At 67.0% G+C, this 17,992-nt stretch carries 14 protein-coding genes and 1 tRNA gene; 4 read left to right on the top strand and 11 right to left on the bottom strand.

Features of this window, described 5'->3' with window-relative positions; translation table 11 throughout:
* Nucleotides 1-205: 205 nt before the first annotated feature.
* Nucleotides 206-3,499, top strand: a complete 3,294-nt coding sequence (locus INQ40_RS06275; RefSeq protein WP_194342450.1) for an Rne/Rng family ribonuclease — start codon at nucleotides 206-208, stop codon at nucleotides 3,497-3,499.
* 116 nt (nucleotides 3,500-3,615) lie between these two features.
* Here INQ40_RS06275 and INQ40_RS06270 read toward each other — a convergent pair whose 3' ends face one another.
* The 4 genes from INQ40_RS06270 to serS form a co-directional block, all read right to left on the bottom strand.
* Entirely contained in the window at nucleotides 3,616-4,263 is a 648-nt protein-coding gene (locus INQ40_RS06270; protein ID WP_193987054.1) for a response regulator, read from the bottom strand.
* Between the two features lie 119 nt (nucleotides 4,264-4,382).
* Nucleotides 4,383-4,472: transfer RNA gene (locus tag INQ40_RS06265), tRNA-Ser, on the bottom strand.
* Between the two features lie 120 nt (nucleotides 4,473-4,592).
* Nucleotides 4,593-5,567: a LysR family transcriptional regulator gene (locus INQ40_RS06260; RefSeq protein WP_193987053.1), complete on the bottom strand. Its 975-nt coding sequence runs from the start codon at nucleotides 5,565-5,567 to the stop codon at nucleotides 4,593-4,595.
* Between the two features lie 156 nt (nucleotides 5,568-5,723).
* The gene (gene serS, locus INQ40_RS06255; RefSeq protein ID WP_194342278.1) at nucleotides 5,724-7,004 is read right to left on the bottom strand and encodes a serine--tRNA ligase; all 1,281 of its coding nucleotides are present in this window, start codon (nucleotides 7,002-7,004) and stop codon (nucleotides 5,724-5,726) included.
* A gap of 124 nt (nucleotides 7,005-7,128) precedes the next feature.
* Here serS and INQ40_RS06250 point away from each other — a divergent pair, with 124 nt between their 5' ends.
* Nucleotides 7,129-7,779 (top strand): energy transducer TonB, encoded by a 651-nt coding sequence (locus INQ40_RS06250; protein ID WP_194342277.1) that lies wholly within the window; start codon nucleotides 7,129-7,131, stop codon nucleotides 7,777-7,779.
* Between the two features lie 96 nt (nucleotides 7,780-7,875).
* Here INQ40_RS06250 and INQ40_RS06245 read toward each other — a convergent pair whose 3' ends face one another.
* The gene (locus INQ40_RS06245) at nucleotides 7,876-10,152 is read right to left on the bottom strand and encodes a TonB-dependent receptor (protein ID WP_194342276.1); all 2,277 of its coding nucleotides are present in this window, start codon (nucleotides 10,150-10,152) and stop codon (nucleotides 7,876-7,878) included.
* Between the two features lie 211 nt (nucleotides 10,153-10,363).
* Between INQ40_RS06245 and INQ40_RS06240 the strand changes: the two genes are divergently transcribed.
* Nucleotides 10,364-11,767 carry a GntP family permease gene (locus INQ40_RS06240; RefSeq protein WP_194342275.1) on the top strand — a complete coding sequence of 468 codons (1,404 nt, stop codon included), beginning with the start codon at nucleotides 10,364-10,366 and terminating at the stop codon, nucleotides 11,765-11,767.
* 80 nt (nucleotides 11,768-11,847) lie between these two features.
* Here the strand turns inward: INQ40_RS06240 and dsbG are convergent, their stop codons facing one another.
* The 6 genes from dsbG to INQ40_RS06210 form a co-directional block, all read right to left on the bottom strand.
* A complete protein-coding gene (gene dsbG, locus INQ40_RS06235) occupies nucleotides 11,848-12,693 on the bottom strand; it encodes a thiol:disulfide interchange protein DsbG (protein WP_194342274.1) in 846 nt (281 codons plus the stop codon).
* Nucleotides 12,693-13,544 carry a TlpA disulfide reductase family protein gene (locus INQ40_RS06230; RefSeq protein ID WP_228482153.1) on the bottom strand — a complete coding sequence of 284 codons (852 nt, stop codon included), beginning with the start codon at nucleotides 13,542-13,544 and terminating at the stop codon, nucleotides 12,693-12,695. Before INQ40_RS06230 ends, dsbG begins: the two co-directional genes overlap by 1 nt.
* Before the next feature lie 106 nt (nucleotides 13,545-13,650).
* Nucleotides 13,651-14,286 carry a hypothetical protein gene (locus tag INQ40_RS13030; RefSeq protein WP_228482152.1) on the bottom strand — a complete coding sequence of 212 codons (636 nt, stop codon included), beginning with the start codon at nucleotides 14,284-14,286 and terminating at the stop codon, nucleotides 13,651-13,653.
* Between the two features lie 130 nt (nucleotides 14,287-14,416).
* Nucleotides 14,417-14,740 carry a thioredoxin family protein gene (locus INQ40_RS06220; RefSeq protein ID WP_194342272.1) on the bottom strand — a complete coding sequence of 108 codons (324 nt, stop codon included), beginning with the start codon at nucleotides 14,738-14,740 and terminating at the stop codon, nucleotides 14,417-14,419.
* A complete protein-coding gene (locus INQ40_RS06215; RefSeq protein ID WP_194342271.1) occupies nucleotides 14,737-15,573 on the bottom strand; it encodes a slipin family protein in 837 nt (278 codons plus the stop codon). Before INQ40_RS06215 ends, INQ40_RS06220 begins: the two co-directional genes overlap by 4 nt.
* Nucleotides 15,570-17,012 carry a nodulation protein NfeD gene (locus INQ40_RS06210; protein ID WP_194342270.1) on the bottom strand — a complete coding sequence of 481 codons (1,443 nt, stop codon included), beginning with the start codon at nucleotides 17,010-17,012 and terminating at the stop codon, nucleotides 15,570-15,572. The genes INQ40_RS06215 and INQ40_RS06210 overlap by 4 nt, the downstream gene beginning before the upstream one ends.
* Before the next feature lie 224 nt (nucleotides 17,013-17,236).
* On the opposite strand from INQ40_RS06210, the gene INQ40_RS06205 reads away from it, so the two are divergent.
* On the top strand, nucleotides 17,237-17,983 hold the full coding sequence (locus INQ40_RS06205; RefSeq protein WP_194342269.1) for an SDR family oxidoreductase: 747 nt from the start codon (nucleotides 17,237-17,239) through the stop codon (nucleotides 17,981-17,983).
* The last annotated feature ends 9 nt before the right edge of the window (nucleotides 17,984-17,992 follow it).

Below are 17,992 nucleotides of genomic sequence, written 5' to 3'. Positions count from 1 at the left end.
CAAAATTTGGTAAGCAACAAAAACAAGCGCTCCCGCGGTGTGCCGTGGTGTAGAAGCGCTGGAAATTGTCAGGTCACGTCAGCGCGCGCACGCCGGTTCACCGGCCTGCAGGTTCCATTCCGCGGCGACGGGACGCAGTGTCCAGAGGCGAAACGCCAGGGCGTTCCGCGCGGTAGAGCGCGCGAGGAATGCAACAATGAAACGCATGCTGATCAACGCGACGCAGGCCGAAGAGCTGCGCGTCGCGATTGTCGACGGGCAGAACCTGTACGACATCGATATCGAGCAACCGTCGCAGGAACAGAAAAAGTCCAACATCTACAAGGGCAAGATCACCCGCCTGGAGCCCTCGCTGGAGGCGGCGTTCGTCGAATACGGCGGTGATCGACACGGCTTCCTGCCGATGAAGGAGATCTCGCGCGACTATTTCGCCGCGGGCGTGGACCACAACAAGGCCGGTCTGAAGGAACTGCTGCGCGAAGGCCAGGAAGTCGTGGTCCAGGTGGACAAGGAAGAGCGCGGCAACAAGGGCGCGGCGCTGACCACCTACATCTCGCTGGCCGGGCGCTACATGGTGCTGATGCCCAACTCCCCCACCGCGGGCGGCGTGTCGCGCCGTATCGAGGGCGAGGACCGCGCCGAACTCAAGCGCGCGATGGATGCGCTGAACATCCCCGACGACATGGGCGTGATCATCCGCACCGCCGGTGTCGGCCGTGATGCCGAGGAACTGCAGTGGGACCTGGATTACCTGTTGCAGGTCTGGAAGTCGGTGGCAGATGCGGCGCTGACCAAACCCGCGCCGTTCCTGATCTACCAGGAAAGCCGCCTGATCATCCGCGCCCTGCGTGACTACATGCGCCCGGACATCGGCGAGGTGCTCGTTGACACCGAGGAAATGTACGCCGAGGCGCGCGAGTTCGTCGAGCAGGTGATGCCGCACAACCTGCGCAAGCTCAAGCACTACACCGACGACGTGCCCCTGTTCAACCGCTTCCAGATCGAGTCGCAGATCGAAAACGCCTACGAGCGTGATGTGCGCCTGCCCTCGGGCGGCGCGCTGGTCATCGACCAGACCGAGGCGCTGACCGCGGTGGACGTCAACTCGGCACGCGCCACGCGTGGCAGCGACATCGAGGAAACTGCGTTCAACACCAACCTGGAGGCGGCCGAGGAAGTCGCCCGCCAGATGCGCCTGCGCGACCTGGCCGGGCTGGTGGTGATCGATTTCATCGACATGTCCTCCAGCAAGCACCAGCGCGAGGTCGAAAACCGCCTGCAGAACGCGCTCAAGCAGGATCGCGCCCGCGTCCAGGTCGGCCGCATTTCCCGCTTCGGCCTGCTCGAGATGAGCCGGCAGCGGCTGCGTCCGAGCTTGGGCGAGTCCAGCCAGCTGGTCTGCCCGCGCTGCGAAGGCCATGGCCGCATGCGCAGTGTCGAGTCCCTGTCGCTTTCTATCCTGCGCGTGAGCGAAGAGCACGCGATGAAGGAGAACACCGGACAGATCCTGGTCCAGGCGCCGGTCGAGATTGCCAACTACCTGCTCAACGAGAAGCGTCGCGCGATCAGCGAGATCGAGCGGCGCCACGGCACGCCGATCGTCATCGTGGCCGACGAGCACCTGCAGACACCGCATTACGAAGTCAGCCGGCTGCGCGACAACGAGCTGGGCGAAGACAGCAACCGCCCCAGCTACCACCGCGGAAGCCAGCGCAAGCTGCCGACCCACGCGCTGACCAAGGCGAACCTCAATGTTCCGGTCATCGCCGCGGTGACCAATGTCAGGCCGGCCCAGCCGGCGCCGTTGCGTGAGCCGCGCCAGGCTGACGTGCCCGCGCCCGTCGCGCCGACGCCGGTGGTGGTTGCAGCTGCTGCACCCACCCACTCGGTCGGCATGGTCGACCGCATCATGCGGTTCTTCCGCGGCACCCCTGCGCCGGCTGCCGATACGGCGACCGAGCGCCCGGGCGGTGCTCGTGGCCGTTCCAACGGCACTGGCCAGGCCGAGCGCGGCGAACGGGGCGATCGTCAGGATCGCGGCGGGCAGCGCCGTGGTGGCGGCAAGCAGCAGGGTCGCGACGGCGGACGCCGTGACGACGCCCGGCGCGGCAACGGTCAGTCCCAAGACGATCGCGCCGCGTCGAGCAATGGCCGCGGACCGCGACAGCAGCGCGAAAAGCAGCCGCGTCGCCAGGACGAGACAAACGTGGCGGCAATGGATGCCGCCGAGAAGTCGACGCAGCGCCAGCCCCGCCAGCCCCGCGGTGATCGATCCGGTCGCGATGTCAGCGCTCCGCAGGTCGACAACGCCGATCAGCCGGTGGTGGCGGCAGCGGTTGCCACGGCCGCCGCGGCCTCAACGGGAACCGAGCGCGCCGCGGAAAAGGACCACGCACGCGTGGCCCAGAACCCGCAGCCGGTGGAGAGCACGGCTCCGGGCCACGGCCCGGCCGAGGACGACAACAATCCGGACGGCACGAGTCGCCGTCGCCGCGGCCGTCGCGGTGGACGTCGCCGTCGCCGTGGTGGGGCCGACGCGGGTTCGGCCACGGATCACGCGTCCGACAACGTCCTGACCGATGAAGCTTCCGCCGATGAGGAAGGCTCAGGCGAGGCGCAGACCAGTGGCGCTTCGACGGCAGTCAGCCGGGCGCAGCCGGAGTTTGATTTTGATGACGTGCCGGAGTCCGACAACACACAGGACGAAACGCCGAAGGCCGAGTCGAAGTCGGGCACGCAGCTACCGGGCGTAGAGCCCGAGGCGAAGGCTGCCTCCGCGGAAAACGGGACCGCGGCCGCCGACGCCACCTCGCGGGAACCGGCAGCGCCGAAGGGTCTGGAGGCCGACGACGGTGGTGAAACCGGCGAAAGTGCCGACAGCGCGGACAGCGCGGACAGCGCAGAAAGTGCCGACGCCGGGGACGCTGCCGCATCAAGGGCGCGAAAGCCACGCGCGCCGAGGACGCCGCGTCAGCCGAGGGCCCGCAAGCAGACGGTTGCCGCGGACGAAGGCAGCGAGACCGGCGGCAGCGACGCGCCGGCGGCGCAGGACAGTCCGGATTCGAACAAGGCTGACTCGCCTGATTCCGCGACCCCGGCTTCGGAAGAAGCGACGCCAGCGCCCGCCCGGGCGGATGCAGACGCGGCCACGGCTGACAGGATGCCATCTGCGAAGGTCCCGGCTGCCAAGGTGCAGGCCCCTCAGGTCCGCGCCAATCCCGGCTACATCACCGGCGAGAACGCCGACAATGACTCCGGCGACGCACCGTCGGCGCTGCCGGCGGTCGTAGTCGCTCCGCCAACCGTTGTGCGAACGGAGACGGTGTCGGTGGAGCCTGCAGCGGAAGCGGTGAATGCCCGCAAGGACGAGGAACCGCGGCCGGCCCACCTCTTCGACAGCGACGGTCCCGGCAGCAACAACGCGGCAGGCCAGAGCGCCGAAGAGAAGCAGAAGGATCCGGAAGCGAAGGACGCGGCGGACGAAAAGCACAACGCCTGACGTTTGCGAAGGCGGCGGTTCAAAGCCACCAATGAAACGGGCCGCGTACGCGGCCCGTTTCATTTTGTACTGATCCTTCGCGGCTCTGGCCCCCCTGCCCTGAACAGCCCGGCCGGCTAGAGCACCCGGCTGGGCTCAAGTAGGCCGTGCTGGCCGAGCAGCCTGGCAAGCGCGATGTTGTCGCTGATGCCCAGCTTCTCGAACATCCGGCTCTTGTGCGTGTTGACCGTCTTCGCGCTCAGGCACAACCGCCGGGCGATCTCCTCCTGGCGCAGCCCCTGGGCCAACAGCAACGCCACTTCGAGCTCGCGCGGTGAGAGCTCATCGAACGGGGAATCGTCCCCCTCCAGCCCGGACAGCGCCAGGTTCTGGGCGATGTTGCTGGCCAGATAGCGTCGACCGCGGGCCACCGCGCGTACCGCACGCACCAGCTCGGTGGCATCGCCGCCCTTGCCGACGTATCCGAACGCGCCTGCCTCCAGCAGTCGTCGGGGCATCGGGCCGTCCTCCAGCACCGAGACAATGATCACCCGCGTGCCATGCCCGCCCTTCACCACCCGCTCGGTGACCTCCAGCCCACTCACACCCGGCAGGTGCAGGTCGCACAGCACCACATCGGGTTGCAGTTGGCGTATCAGCGGCAAGGCCAGCTCGCCGCTCTCCACGTCGCCCACGACCTGGATGCCGTCCTCGGCCGACAGGATCATGCGCATGCCGGTACGCACCAGCGCGTGGTCGTCCACGATGAAAACCGTAATTCCCATTGACCCCTCCTTGTCTACGATCCATGTAGTCCCCTCCACGCGAGGCTACCGCCGCGCTTGACCCCGCGCAACATAGGGCGTGGCATCGGGCCGCAGCGAAAGGATTTGAACCGGGGAAATGGCGGAAGAGGTGGGATTCGAACCCACGGAAGGTTTAACCCTTCGCCGGTTTTCAAGACCGGTGCCTTCAACCGCTCGGCCACTCTTCCTGGAACTGGTGTTGCCGCTGTTGGGCGGCGGGGTGGTGCAAACCGCGTGACTGCACGCGGACGGACCGGCATTGCACCTGGACCGCCGCGCCGGATTATCGCACGAGCATCGCCGACGCGTCAGCGCCGGAACGCCTTCAGCTCCGCCTCGCTGCAGGGCTTGCGGTTGATGTCGCCGCAGCCCAGGCGCGCATCGGCGACCAGCGCGGGAACGGTCTCGGCGAGGTAATCGATGAACACCCGCACGGCAGGCAGCATGCCGCGGCGGGAGGCGAACACGGCGTGGAAGATGCCCTGCGGCAAACGCCACGCCGGCAGCACCACGTGCAGGTCGCCGCGGCGCACCGCATCGGCGCACACGCTCTCGGGCAACAGGGTGATGCCTACGCCCTGTATCGCCAGCGAGAGCAGCATGGGCAGGTCGAAGCCCATCACCCGCGGCTTGATCTCGACCGGCTGGACGTCCCCCTCGGGGCCGTGCAGTTCCCAGCGTTGCCGGGCGTCGTCCTCGCTCATGCTCATGGTGACGTGCTCGGAGAGTTCCTGCGGGGTCGAGGGACGACCCATCTTGCGCAGGTAATCGGGACTGGCGACCAGCAACTCCTGGATCTGGCCGAAGCTGCGCATCACCAGGCTGCCGTCGTCGTCCAGCTTGCTGCGCACGCGCAGGGCCACGTCGATGCCCTCATTGATCACATCCACCCGGCGATTGCTGACATGCAGTTGCACGCGCACTTCCGGGTAGCGGCCGAGGAACCCCGGCAGCAGCTTGGGCATCTGTTGCTGGGCGACACCCACCGGGACGCTGACCCGGATCACGCCGCGCGGCTCGGCACTCAGCCGATCGACGACTTCGCGGGCCGCCTGCGCCTCGGCGAGCATGGACTGGACGTGGCGGTAGACCGAATTGCCGACCTCGGTTACCGCAAAACGGCGCGTGGACCGTTGCAGCAGGCGAACGCCCATCTCCGCTTCAAGCTGGCTGATGCGTCGGCTCAGGCGCGACTTGGGGACGCCGGTCGCCCGCTCCGCCGCAGCGAAGCCGGCGTGTTCCACGACCATCGCGAAGTAGTGGAGATCGTTGAGATCCTGCATGCCTGACAATTCCAATAGCGGAACATTGGGCAGCATTTGATCAGCACAGACCGCAAATCGCAACGATCAATTTTCAAAAACTTCCCGGCCAGCTGGCTCGTCTGGTTCGGTCAGGCGGTGAACGGGCCGCGGTCGAGCGCGCGGGCGCCCGGGCGATCACGCAATCAGGTCGATCCCGCCCATGTACGGACGCAGCACTTCGGGCACCACGATCGAGCCGTCCGCCTGCTGGTAGTTTTCCATCACCGCCACCAATGCACGGCCGATCGCCACGCCCGAGCCGTTGAGGGTATGCACCAGTTCCGGCTTGCCCGACGCCGGGTTGCGCCAGCGCGCCTGCATCCGCCGGGCCTGGAACGCATCGCAGTTGGAGACCGAGGAAATCTCGCGGTAGGTGTCCTGCGATGGCAGCCACACCTCCAGGTCGAAGGTCTTGCTGGCCGCGAAGCCCATGTCCCCCGAGCACAGCAGCATGCGCCGGTAAGGAAGCCCGAGCTTCTCCAGCACCACCTCGGCGCAACGGGTCATGCGCTCGTGCTCGGCGTCGGAGTCTTCGGGGCGGACGATGCTGACCAGTTCGACCTTTTCGAACTGGTGCTGGCGGATCATGCCTCGGGTATCGCGGCCGTAGGCGCCGGCCTCGGCACGGAAGCACATCGAGTGCGCGGTCATCCGCATCGGCAGTTCGGATTCGGCCAGGATCTCGTCGCGGACAATGTTGGTCAGCGGCACCTCGGAGGTCGGGATCAGGTAGCGCTTGCTCTCGCCCACCGCGGTGGCAAACAGGTCGTCCTCGAACTTCGGCAACTGGCCGGTGCCGACCAGGCTTTCAGCGTTCACCAAAACCGGAACGCTGGTTTCCTCGAACCCGTGCTCGCCGGTGTGCAGGTCCAGCATGAACTGGGCGAGCGCACGGTGCAGCCGCGCGATCGGGCCGCGCAGGACGGTGAAGCGCGCACCGCTCAGCTTGGCCGCGGTGTCACCGTCCAGCCAGCCGTGGCGGGCGCCCAGTTCGACATGGTCCTTGGCCGGGAAGGCGAAGACGCCCGGCGTCCCCCAGCGGTGCTGCTCGACGTTGTCGCTCTCGTCGGCGCCGCCGGGCACGGAAGCATCGGGCAGGTTCGGCAGGCCCAGGGCGATGGCATCCAGCTCAGCACGGATCGCGTCCAGGCGGGTCTCACTGGTCTTAAGCTCCTCGCTGAAGCCGGCGACCTCGGCCAGCAGCGCACTCGCGTCCTCGCCCTTGCCCTTGGCTTGGCCGATGGCCTTGGACCGCGTATTGCGCAGGTTCTGCAACTCCTGGGTGCGCACCTGGATCCGCTTGCGTTCGGTTTCCAGGACGCGCAACGCGGCGACATCCAGGTCGTGACCGCGCGTCTGCTGCAGGCGCTCGGCAAGTTCGTCGGGCTGCTGGCGCAGCAGGGTTGGATCAAGCATGACGGGACCGCAAGGTGGTATCGGACCGCGCATTATTGCGTGGATCGGCCGCGGAGGGCAGCCGATTGCCGCCTCGTTAACCGCGCGTGTGCACAATGCGCTTACCCAGACTCCCGGATTGGCCATGCCTGCAGCGTCCCGCCCCCGCTTTGATCCCGCCCGATGGCTCCCTACCCAGCGGATGTGGTGGGTGGTGATTTTCGCGGCGGCGGCGGGCTTGCTGCTGTTCGTGATCATCTGGGCACGCAGCCGCAGCGAGCCGGACTTCTACCGTCCCGGCGAGGCACCGGCGGACACAGTCGCCGCCGACTACACGCCGCTGCCGGTGCCGACCGGCGATGGCACCGGCGAGCGTATCGAGGTTCCCGCCGAAAGCGCCGCGGCGCAGACCCAGTCGCCGGCATTCATCGAGCCGGAACCGGCGCAGGTGGTGGAAAGCACTCCATCGTTCGACCCCGGCCCTGCGCCCGTGTATGCCCCCGCGTCGAATTCGCCGATTGTCCCACCGGTACCACTGGCCGGGCAGACGCCGTCACCGCGCTACCCCGCCCGCGCGAATCGCCGTGGCGAAAGCGGCACGGTGATGGTGGAGGCCATGATCGGTGCGGACGGCGTGCCTACGGCGGTCCGGGTGGCGCGTCGCAGCGGGTCCAATGATCTGGACCGTGCCGCGGTAGAGGCGGTCCGCCGGTGGCGCTTCCAGCCCGCTACCCAGGACGGCCGACCTACCACGGGCGTGGTCAACGTGCCGGTCAGCTTCCAGCCCGACGGGTAGCTCGGGACGGCTGGAAAGATACGGACGGGACAGTGAAATAAAAACGGCGGCAGGCCATGGGCCGCCGCCGTCTTACCCAACCGGAACCGCGTCCGGTCAGAAGTTGTAGCGCACCGACAGGTAGTAGTTGCGCGGCATGCCGTAGTACGCGGTCTGGATGTTGGCGACGCTGGAGAATTCCTGGCCGTCGGTCTTGTAGACCTTGTCGCCCAGGTTGCGCACGCCGGCGCGGATCTGCCAGGCGTAGTCCGACGAATCCCACACACCGAAGGCGCCGTAGGTCGCGTAGGCCTCCTGCATCAGGTTGCTGCGGTTGTCGACCGACAGCCAGGTGTCATCCCGGTAGGACACATCGCCGCCGATGGTGAAGCCGGCCCCGCCGTCCAGCATGAAGGTGTGCTGCAGGGCGACTCGCGCGGTGAAGTCAGGCGAGAACGGCACATGGTCGTGCAGGTTGGCCAGGGCCGGATTCAGCTGCACGCGCGGGTCGACGAACTTGTCGTAGCGCGCATCCATGTAGGACAGCTGGCCCGACAGGCGGGTGCCTTCGCCCAGCAGCGCACTGCCCTCGAACTCGATGCCGTCGATCTTCAGCGACGCGGCGTTGAGCACCGGGAAGGAGAAGCTCGGGGTCGGCGAACCCGGGTTTACGATCTCCGACACGCGGGCCTGGAAATCCTTGTACTCGCTGTGGAAGGCGGTGACGTTGCCCTGCAGGCGACCGTCGTTCGAACGCATCTTCAGGCCCGCCTCGTAGGTCCAGACGAACTCCGGATCAAACACCGCCTGGGTGGTTTCCAGAACGGTGTTGGCGCGACCGTTGAAGCCGCCGGATTTGAAGCCGCGGTTGGCGGAGAGGTAACCCATGACGTTGCTGCTGAACGCCTTCTGCAGGCTGATCGACGGCGTCCAGGCGTCCCAGCTCTGGCGACCGTCGAATGCAACGGTCTCGTCAAGATTAAGACCGGTTGCTGCGAACAGCAGCGGATCCCAGAAGGTGCTCGTGGTGCGGTCGTATTCCTTTTCGTCCTTGGAATAACGCAGTCCCGCAGCCAGCGTCCACGTCGGCATGAACTCCCAGCTCATATGGGCAAATGCCGCCTTGGAGGTCGTATCCAGATCGTCTTCGATGGTCCGCAGGAATGACAGCGGCGTTCCCGCAAGCGCGAAGAAGTCCCCCGCATACGCCTCCTGATAGGAAGGCACCTTCTCGTTCATGTAATACAGACCGAAGATCGCCTGCAGGTTGCTGCCGTTGTCGTACTGGAACTGGAATTCCTGGCTCTTCTGGTTCTGGTCGATCGCCACCAGCACGTCGCCCAGCTCGAACTCCGAGGCATCGATGTCGATGAAGGATTCGGTTTTCAGCTTGCGCCAGGCGCTGATGCTCTTGAAGCGCCACTGCGCGCTCATGTCCCAATCAACGGCAAGGCTGGCGCCGGTATGGGTCATCTCCTGCCCCTGGTTCGGGCCGAACGAGGTGCGGGTGCGGAAATCGTACTCTCCGGTCGGCGCAGGCTTCAGGATCACGGGACCGAACGCCAGGTCGGTCTGGATGAGCGGCGCGGTCGGCTGGCCCAGGGTCAGCGGCGCGTACTGCTTGTTGCGGTCCAGCGACAGGGTGGCGTTGACGGTGTCGCTGACCTTGAAGGCGATCTTGCCGCGCAGGGCGTTGTTTTCGTCGCCGTTGTACTTGCGGCCGGTCGACGGGTCGGTCACGTAACCGTCGCTCTCGCTCATCGCGCCGGCCAGGCTCATGGCGACCGAGTCGTTCAGCACGCCGCCGAAGTAGAACTTACCTTCGCGCTGGCCGAAGTTGCCCACGGTGGCCTCGACCGCGCCGCCGGTGTTCTCGAACGGGTTCTTGGTGGTGACCTTGATCGCGCCGCCGGTGGAGTTCTTGCCGTACAGCGTGCCCTGCGGGCCGCGCAGCACTTCCACCTGCTGCACGTCGAACAGGGAGAACATCGCGCCGTTGATGCGCGAGTAGTAGACGTCATCGACGTACATGCCGACGCCGGGATCGAAGGTCTGCAGCGCGTCGGGCTGGCCGATGCCGCGGATGAAGACGTTGATCGAGTTGGCCGAGCCGCGGCCCTGCACGATGTTCATGTTGGGCACGACGCCCTGCAGGCCCTCGACGGTATCGGCCTGCAGGTCCTTCAGGGCCTCCTCGCCGAATGCGCTGATCGCGACCGGCACGTCCTGGATGGACTCGGTGCGCCGACGGGCCGTCACCGTCACGGTGTCGAGCGTCCTGGCCTGGCTGTCCTGCGCGGTGACGTCCGGCGCTGCGCTTGACGCCTGCTGCGCCCAGGCGCCCGGCGCGAGCAATGCGCAGACGATGGCGACACTCAACTGCTTACGGTACATACGGTCTCTCCCCTTGAATTCGATTGGCTTGCCGGTTGTCGTGTCGAGGTTTCGGATCCACGGCAAACCCGGACCCGCTCCACCCTGGCCGCCAGACTAGGTGGGGCGGGTAACCATCACAGCTGTACCTTCGGACAATGCCCGGCGCCCGGCTCTGCGCGGACACTCCTCGGTCACTGATACACGGGGAGTGGCGGATGGCGGGGTTGACATGGATTTCCTGATTGTCCTGGGCGCGCTGGCGTTCCTGATGTTCGTCGCCTACCGCGGCTACAGCGTCATCCTGTTCGCGCCGGTGGCCGCGCTCGGCGCGGTGCTGCTGAGCGACCCGAGCCTGGTCGCGCCAATGTTCACCGGCCTGTTCATGGACAAGATGGTCGGCTTCCTGAAGCTCTACTTTCCCGTGTTTTTGCTGGGGGCGATCTTCGGCAAGGTGATCGAGCTGTCGGGCTTCTCCAAGGCCATCGTCGCCGCCACCATCAAGCTGTTCGGCGCCAGCCGGGCGATGCTGTCCATCGTGATGGTCTGCGCCTTGCTCACCTACGGGGGCGTTTCGCTGTTCGTGGTGGTGTTTGCGGTGTATCCGTTTGCCGCCGAACTGTTCCGCCAGAGCGACATCCCCAAACGCCTGATTCCCGGCACCATCGCGCTGGGCGCGTTCACCTTCACGATGGATGCCCTGCCGGGCACGCCGCAGATCCAGAACATCATCCCGACCCCGTTTTTCGGTACCGACACCTGGGCGGCGCCGTGGCTGGGAACGATCGGCGGCGTGTTCATCCTGATCGTCGGCATGAGCTACCTGGAGTGGCGCCGTCGCGTCGCGCTGAAAGCCGGCGAAGGCTACGGCGATCCGGCAAAGCTGCTCAACGAGCCGGCCGAGTTCACCGGCGGCAAGCTGGCCAATCCGATGCTCGCGATCCTGCCGCTGATCCTGGTGGGCGTTTCCAACAAGCTGTTCACCAACTGGATCCCGCGCTACTACGGCGAGAGCCATTCTTTCGATCCGGCCGTGATCGGGACGAACGCGCCGGTGGTGCAGCAGATCTCGTCCGTGGTCGCCATCTGGGCGGTCGAGGGAGCGCTGCTGGTGGGGATCCTGTCAGTCATTGCGTTTGCCTGGAAGCCGGTCATCACCAGCTTTGCGGTCGGTACCAAGGACGCGATCGCCGGCGCGCTTCTGGCGGCCATGAACACCGCATCCGAATACGGCTTTGGCGCCGTGATCGCCGCGCTGCCGGGCTTCTTGATCGTGGCCGACGCGCTGGGCGCCATCCCCAATCCGCTGGTGAACGAGGCGATCACCGTCACCGCGCTGGCCGGCATCACCGGCTCGGCATCGGGCGGCATGAGCATCGCCCTGGCGGCGATGTCGGAGACCTTCATCGCCAACGCGAATGCGGCGGGCATACCGATGGAAGTGCTGCATCGCGTGGCGTCGATGGCGTCCGGCGGCATGGACACCCTGCCCCACAACGGCGCGGTGATCACGCTGCTGGCCGTGACCGGCCTGACCCACCGCCAGGCCTACAAGGACATCTTCGCGATCACGATCATCAAGACCCTGGCGGTGATGGTGATCATCGGCGTGTTCTACAGCACGGGCATCGTCTAGACGGCGGCAGGAAACATCGCAGCGCGTCGGATCGCCGATGCGCTGGGTGGCCGTCGTGAATTTGCGTCGCTAAGTGAACATCAGCGAGGCCCGAGCACGACGTTGAGATCGTTGCCCTGTGGCATGCCCGAGCGACGCTGCACGTTGCCCTGCTCGTCCTGGAACAGGATGCCGGGAGTGCCCTGGAAGCCCAGCTCCAGCATCAGGCGCTCGTTGCTGTCCAGCTGGGGGCGCACGTCCGCCGGAATGGCCGCCATCGGCTTGATGCCGCCGCTGGACTGGTTGCGCTCGTTGTCCGCCAGCGCGTTTCCAGGCGAAGGCGCCTTGAGGATCGCGGCAGCCTTGTTGGCGCTGTCCTGGCGGATCACCCCGACCATGACATGCCGCAACTGGACCTTGCCCGAGTCCACCCAGGGCCGCGCGGCTTCCCAGAAGCTGTGGCAGTAAGGGCAATTGGCGTCGGTGAAGGTGTAGATGACCCGCGGCGCACCGGTCTTCCCGTCCTGCACCCAGGTCGCGTTCTCGAGCTTCTTCCAGATGCGTTCCGACATCGGCTTGACGACCAGATCGCGCATCGCGTCCGCTCCGGCATCATTGCCTTGCGCGTCGACGAGCGTGCCGATCAGGGCATGCGACCCGTCGCCGGTCAGGTAGATCGACACCGGATTGCCGCCTGCGATCCCGGCATAGCCGGTCAGGCCCGACGGCGCTTTGAAGGTTCCCATCACCTCCAGGCCCTGCGCTTCCAGCGCCTGGATGGGCGCGGGATAGTCGCCGGCTTTCTTGCCAGCGGCGGAAGATGCGGCGTTCGCGCCCGGCTGGGCCGGCGCTGGCTGGGCGCCTGATTCCACGGCGTCGCTGCAGGCACTGGCCAACAGCAGGATCGGGGCCAGCAACAGCCAGGACTGGGTGGTCTTGCGTGCCATCACGGCACCTCCGGGGGAGTGGGGGGAAGTAGTACGGGCGAGCCGGCGATGGCCTGCAGCTTGCTGGCGAGACCGGCCTCGGTCAGCTCGCCCATGTGGAAGTCCACCAGCCGCCCGTCGGCGCCAAAGAAGAGCGTGGTCGGCAGGCCGCGCGCGCCCATCTCGTTCATGAGGCTGGAAAACGGGTCGAGCAGCACGTTGTCGAGCGACAGGCCCTCGGCGTCGAGGTAGTCGCGGATCTGCTCGGGGCCCTCGCCCTGGTTCACGAACACGAATCCGACATCGGGCGTGGACTGCTGGCCCTTGGCCAGCACCGGCATCTCGCGGCGGCACGGCGGGCACCAGGTGGCCCACAGATTGACCACCAGCGGCTGGCCGGACATCGCCGAGAGGCTTACGCGCTCATCGTCGAGCGTGGTCATCTGCGTGCTTGGCAACTCGACTCTGGACTGGTGCATCAGCCACACCGATCCCAGCAAGGCTCCCCAAGCGAACAGTCCAGACACGCTTCCTGCGATCAGCGGGACCCGCAGCCCGGGGCGTTGGCGCAGCTTCCACGCACCCCAGCCGAGGGCGGCCAGCACGCCGGCCCACCAGGTGAAGCCGCCGTCGCCAATGCGCAGGACCGACCAGGGCTCCGCCACGTATGCCGGCCACCAGCGCAACACGAAGGCCAGCCGCGCCGCCAGGACGCCGACAAAGAACATGTCGAAGAGGACCGAGGACGCGCTGGGCGCGGAGGAAACCCCGTCGGTGCCAGACGCCTCAACGCCGCCGCGCGGGCGCCGGCCAAACCAGCGTGAGACCAGGATTGCAACGATCAGCGCGACCGCCAGCATCGCCGCGGGCAAGGGGAAAGAACCAAGGCTTAGCATCCCGCCACTGTAGCGGGTCGCTCTTAAGCCGACCTAAAGGATGCCGCGCGGGGGATGCTGCAGTCGGTCGCCGATCAGATTCTCATTCGTCCGGCGCGGGGTCGTCCGGTGCTGCCTTGTCCGGCACTGGTGTCTCCAGCTTGCCGACCGGTTCGCCAAGCGCACTGCCCTGCGGCGTCAACAGGTACCACTGGCCCCATTCGTCATGCCGCTGGTGGCCAAGCGTGTCGCCCGGCCGGCTGTCGCCGACGAAGTGGTAAAGCGGATGGCCGTTGTAGGTGATCTGCCGGCTGCCGTCCGGGCGCTCCACGGTGCCGATCAGGACGGGACTCAAGCCCCCGCTGACTGTCGGCTCGCCCGTCGGCGGAAAAAGCGGCGCCCATTGGGTCAGGCAGGACGCGGCGCAGGCGCTGCCGTCCTCGTCGCCTTCCAGCATGTAGACGGCTCGGCGGTCGTTGTCGGCAAGAAAGTCGCCGGGGCCGCCCACGGACATCACGGTCAGGCTTCCCGATGCGTCCGCCGCCGCCGTTACCAGCGTGCCGCCCGGGCCGGTCGGGGACGGCATCTCGCCATCCGCGGTGGCCGGCGCGTCCATGTGCGTGCCGTCCTCGGCAGCGCGGTTGCAGCCGCCTGCGGCGAGCGCGATAGAGAGCGCACACAGCGCCGGCAGCAGGCCTCGGCCGGGAACGATGCGGAAAGCGTGCAATGGATGGGGCATAGGTCCTCGTCGTACGCGCAGCGGCGCGAATGGCAACCGGCCAGATGCGGTCGCCTCCATTGATAGGTGCGACGGCGTTAACGCCGGGTCGACGGCTCGGGCGTGGGCCGTCGTGCGCGGCCGGCCTGGATCAGCCCAGTCCCGCGGCTGCAAGCGCGTCTGACAGGGCCATCCCGTCGGTGGGTCGGACCACGCGCGCCACTTCCTCGCCATCACGCAGGAAAACCAGCGTGGGCCACAGTTTGACCCGGAACGACCGCCCCAGGCGCCGGCCCGGGCCGTCCTCCACCTTGATGTGCTTCAGCTCGGAATGGGGCGCAAAGGCGGCGGCAATGGACACCTGCGCACGCTGGCAGTGGCCGCACCACGAGGTGCCGAACTCGATGACGCAGATGCCTGGCATCGCGTCCACTTCGTCCCGCGTCGGCGCGGCGGTGGCGTAATCCTGACTCATGCGTCTGCGTCTCCTGCATCGGTGATCGTGCCCGGCCCGGCGGGACCGCGTGGGGCCTGCGCATCGCGCGCGGCGCCGGCGGGTTCCTTCAGCCGCGCCAGCATCGGTTCCACGAGATCCATCGGCAGCGGGAACACGATCGTGGACGTGCGGTCCCCGGCGATCTCGGTCAGCGTCTGCAGGTAGCGCAGCTGGATCGCGCGCGGGTCGGCCCCCATGATCCGGGCCGCCTCGACCAGCTTCTCCGCGGCCTGCTGCTCGCCCTCGGCGTGGATGATCTTGGCCCGCCGCACGCGCTCGGCCTCGGCCTGGCGGGCGATGGCGCGCACCATCGTCTCGTTGATGTCGACGTGCTTGATCTCGACGTTGGCCACCTTGATGCCCCAGGCGTCGGTCTGGTTGTCGAGGATGGAACGGATGTCGTTGTTGAGCTTGTCGCGCTCGGCCAGCAGCTGGTCCAGCTCGTGCTGCCCAAGCACCGAGCGCAACGTGGTCTGTGCCAGCTGGCTGGTTGCCTCGTAGAAATGCTCGACCGCGATGATCGCCTTCTCGGCATCCACGACCCGGAAGTACACCACGGCGTTCACCTGGACCGACACGTTGTCGCGGGTGATCAGGTCCTGCGAGGGCACGTCCATGACGATGGTGCGCATGTCGACGCGGACCATCTGCTGCACCACCGGTATAAGCAGGATCAGGCCGGGACCCTTGACCTTCCAGAACCGGCCGAGCTGGAACACCACCCCGCGTTCGTACTCGCGCAGGATCTTGATGGCGCTGAAGAAGAACAGCGCGATGATCACCAGTATCGGGAAGTACATGACCAGGTTCATGGTGGAACTCCTTTTTTGCCGGCCCGCGCGGCGTCGACCGGACCAATTGGGATGACGTGCAGCAACAGGCCGTCGAGGGCCTGCACCTGCAGGGCCTGGCCGCGGGTCACCGGCAGGTCGCAATCGGCCTGCCAGACCTCGCCGCGGATGCGCACGTGGCCGCGGCCGACGAAATCTTCCATCGCGATGGCATGCTGGCCGATCATCGTACCGGCCGATGCAGAGACGGGACGCGAGCGCGATCGCGCCATCAGCCACACCAGCCCCATGAATGACAGGGCGCTGGCAACGCCAATCCCGAGAATCAGTTGCCCCGGCACGCCAAAGCCGGGCACGTCGGTGTCAAACAGGATCAAGGAGCCCGCCACCAGCGCAAGCACCCCGCCGATCCCTACCGCACCGAAGCTGGGCGCGGAGAACTCCAGCCCCATCAGCAGGACGCCCAGGGCAATCAGGCCCACCCCCGCGTAGTTGACCGGCAGCACCTGCAGTGCGTACAGCGCCAGCAGCAGGCAGATGGCGCCGGTGACGCCAGGCAGCACGGCGCCGGGGCTGTAACCCTCCAGCAGCAACCCGTACATTCCGGCCAGCAGGAGGATGTAGGCGACCGACGGGTTGGTCAGCACTGCCAGCAGGCTGGAGCGCCAATCGGGCGTCATCTCTTTGACCGTCGCGCCTCGGGTGGCAAGCACCACGCTGCCGCTTGCCAGCTGGACTTCGCGGCCATCGGCCTGGGCCAGCAGGCTGTCCAGGCTGTTGGCGATGATCTCCACCACGTGCCTTTGCAGCGCCTGATCAGCCGACAGCGTGGCGGCATCGCGCACCGCTGCTTCGGCGAAGCCGGTGTCACGGCCGCGCAATTCCGCCAGGCTGCGCAGGTAGGCGACCGCGTCATTGACCACCTTGTGCGACATCGGGTCCGCGGACTGACTGGCGGGTGCCTCGTCGGCTTTGTCATCGGATCCGGCAGGCGCGGCAGGATCAGGGCCCCTGTCGCGGCCCGGTGCAGCCCCGCCCATCTGCACGGGCGTCGCCGCGCCCAGGGCGGTCGCCGGGGCCATCGCTGCCAGATGACAGGCATAGAGGATATACGTCCCTGCACTGGCGGCCCGGGCGCCCTGCGGCGCCACCCAGCCGATCACCGGCACCGCGGACGCAAGGATGGCCTGGTTGATGTCGCGCGTCGCGGCGTCCAGACCGCCGGGTGTATCGATGCGCAGGACCACCGCGGCTGCGGAATCCTCGGCCGCGCGCTGGAGGCCGCGCACCATGTAGTCGCGGTTGGCCGGGCCGATTCCGCCCTTGATGTCGAGCACGACCACCCCGCCCGGCTCTGCGGATGCCGCAGGCCGCTGCGCGACCGCGGCAGCCGGCCGCACCAGGATCAGCAGGCAGGCAAGCACCCCCAGTACAGACAGCCACTTTGTCAGCGACGTCATCTCCACCCTCGACGACGGGCGGCGCAAGGCCAGTGAGCTCAAATATTCACCGCGGGCTGTTAAAGGCACGGGAAAGCCCGGAGCCCCGGTGCACAGGCCGGCGTGCACAAAGCGCTCTGCACAGTCGCGACACGCCGCTCGCCTATGCTGGCCCCGAACTATGCTGCCCCCGACGGATCGTCGTCATGACGATCGCCAACCGCCACGCATCAGAGGGAAATCAAATGAGCAACCTTGATGGACAGGTCATCATCGTTACCGGCGGAGCCGCCGGGATCGGAGGCGCGATCACGTCGGTACTGGTTCGCCGCGGCGCGCGGGTGGTGGCGGTGGACATCGACGCCACCGCCGGCGAGGAAGCGGAGAATCGCGACCCCGCCAATATCGCTTTCCTGCAGGCCGATGTGTCCAGCAAAGCCGCCGCGCTGGATGCGGTCGACCTGGCGATTTCGCGGTTTGGCAAGCTGACCGGACTAGCCAACAACGCCCACGCGTCAAGGCAGAAGCCCTTGATGGAGCTGACCGAGGAGGATTGGGCGCTGTCGTTTGGAACCGGGTTCAATGCGACCCTGTTTTTCATGCGCGCCGCCTATCCACAACTGCTCAAGAGCGGTGGATCCATCGTCAACTTCGGCTCAGGCGCCGGGCTGACCGGCCTGGAAACACAGGCGAGCTACGCCGCGGCCAAGGAAGCCATCCGGGGCCTGAGCCGGGTCGCGGCCAATGAGTGGGCGAAGGACCGGATCCGGGTCAATGTCGTCTGTCCCAAGGCGGAGACCGAGGGCGTGCGCAAATGGAAGGCCAGCCATCCGGAGCACTACCAGGAAGCGGCCTCCCGCATCCCGCTCGGGTATTTCGGTGATCCCGAGAAGGACGTCGCTCCGGTGGTGGCTTTCTTGCTGAGCGACGACAGCCGCTACATGACCGGACAGACGCTGATGGCTGACGGCGGGTCGATCCAGCTGCGTTGATTCGTGTGG

Source organism: Lysobacter sp. H21R4 (genome assembly GCF_015277535.1).
Taxonomy (GTDB): domain Bacteria; phylum Pseudomonadota; class Gammaproteobacteria; order Xanthomonadales; family Xanthomonadaceae; genus Novilysobacter; species Novilysobacter ciconiae.
This window is presented reverse-complemented; position numbering and strand designations above follow the sequence as displayed.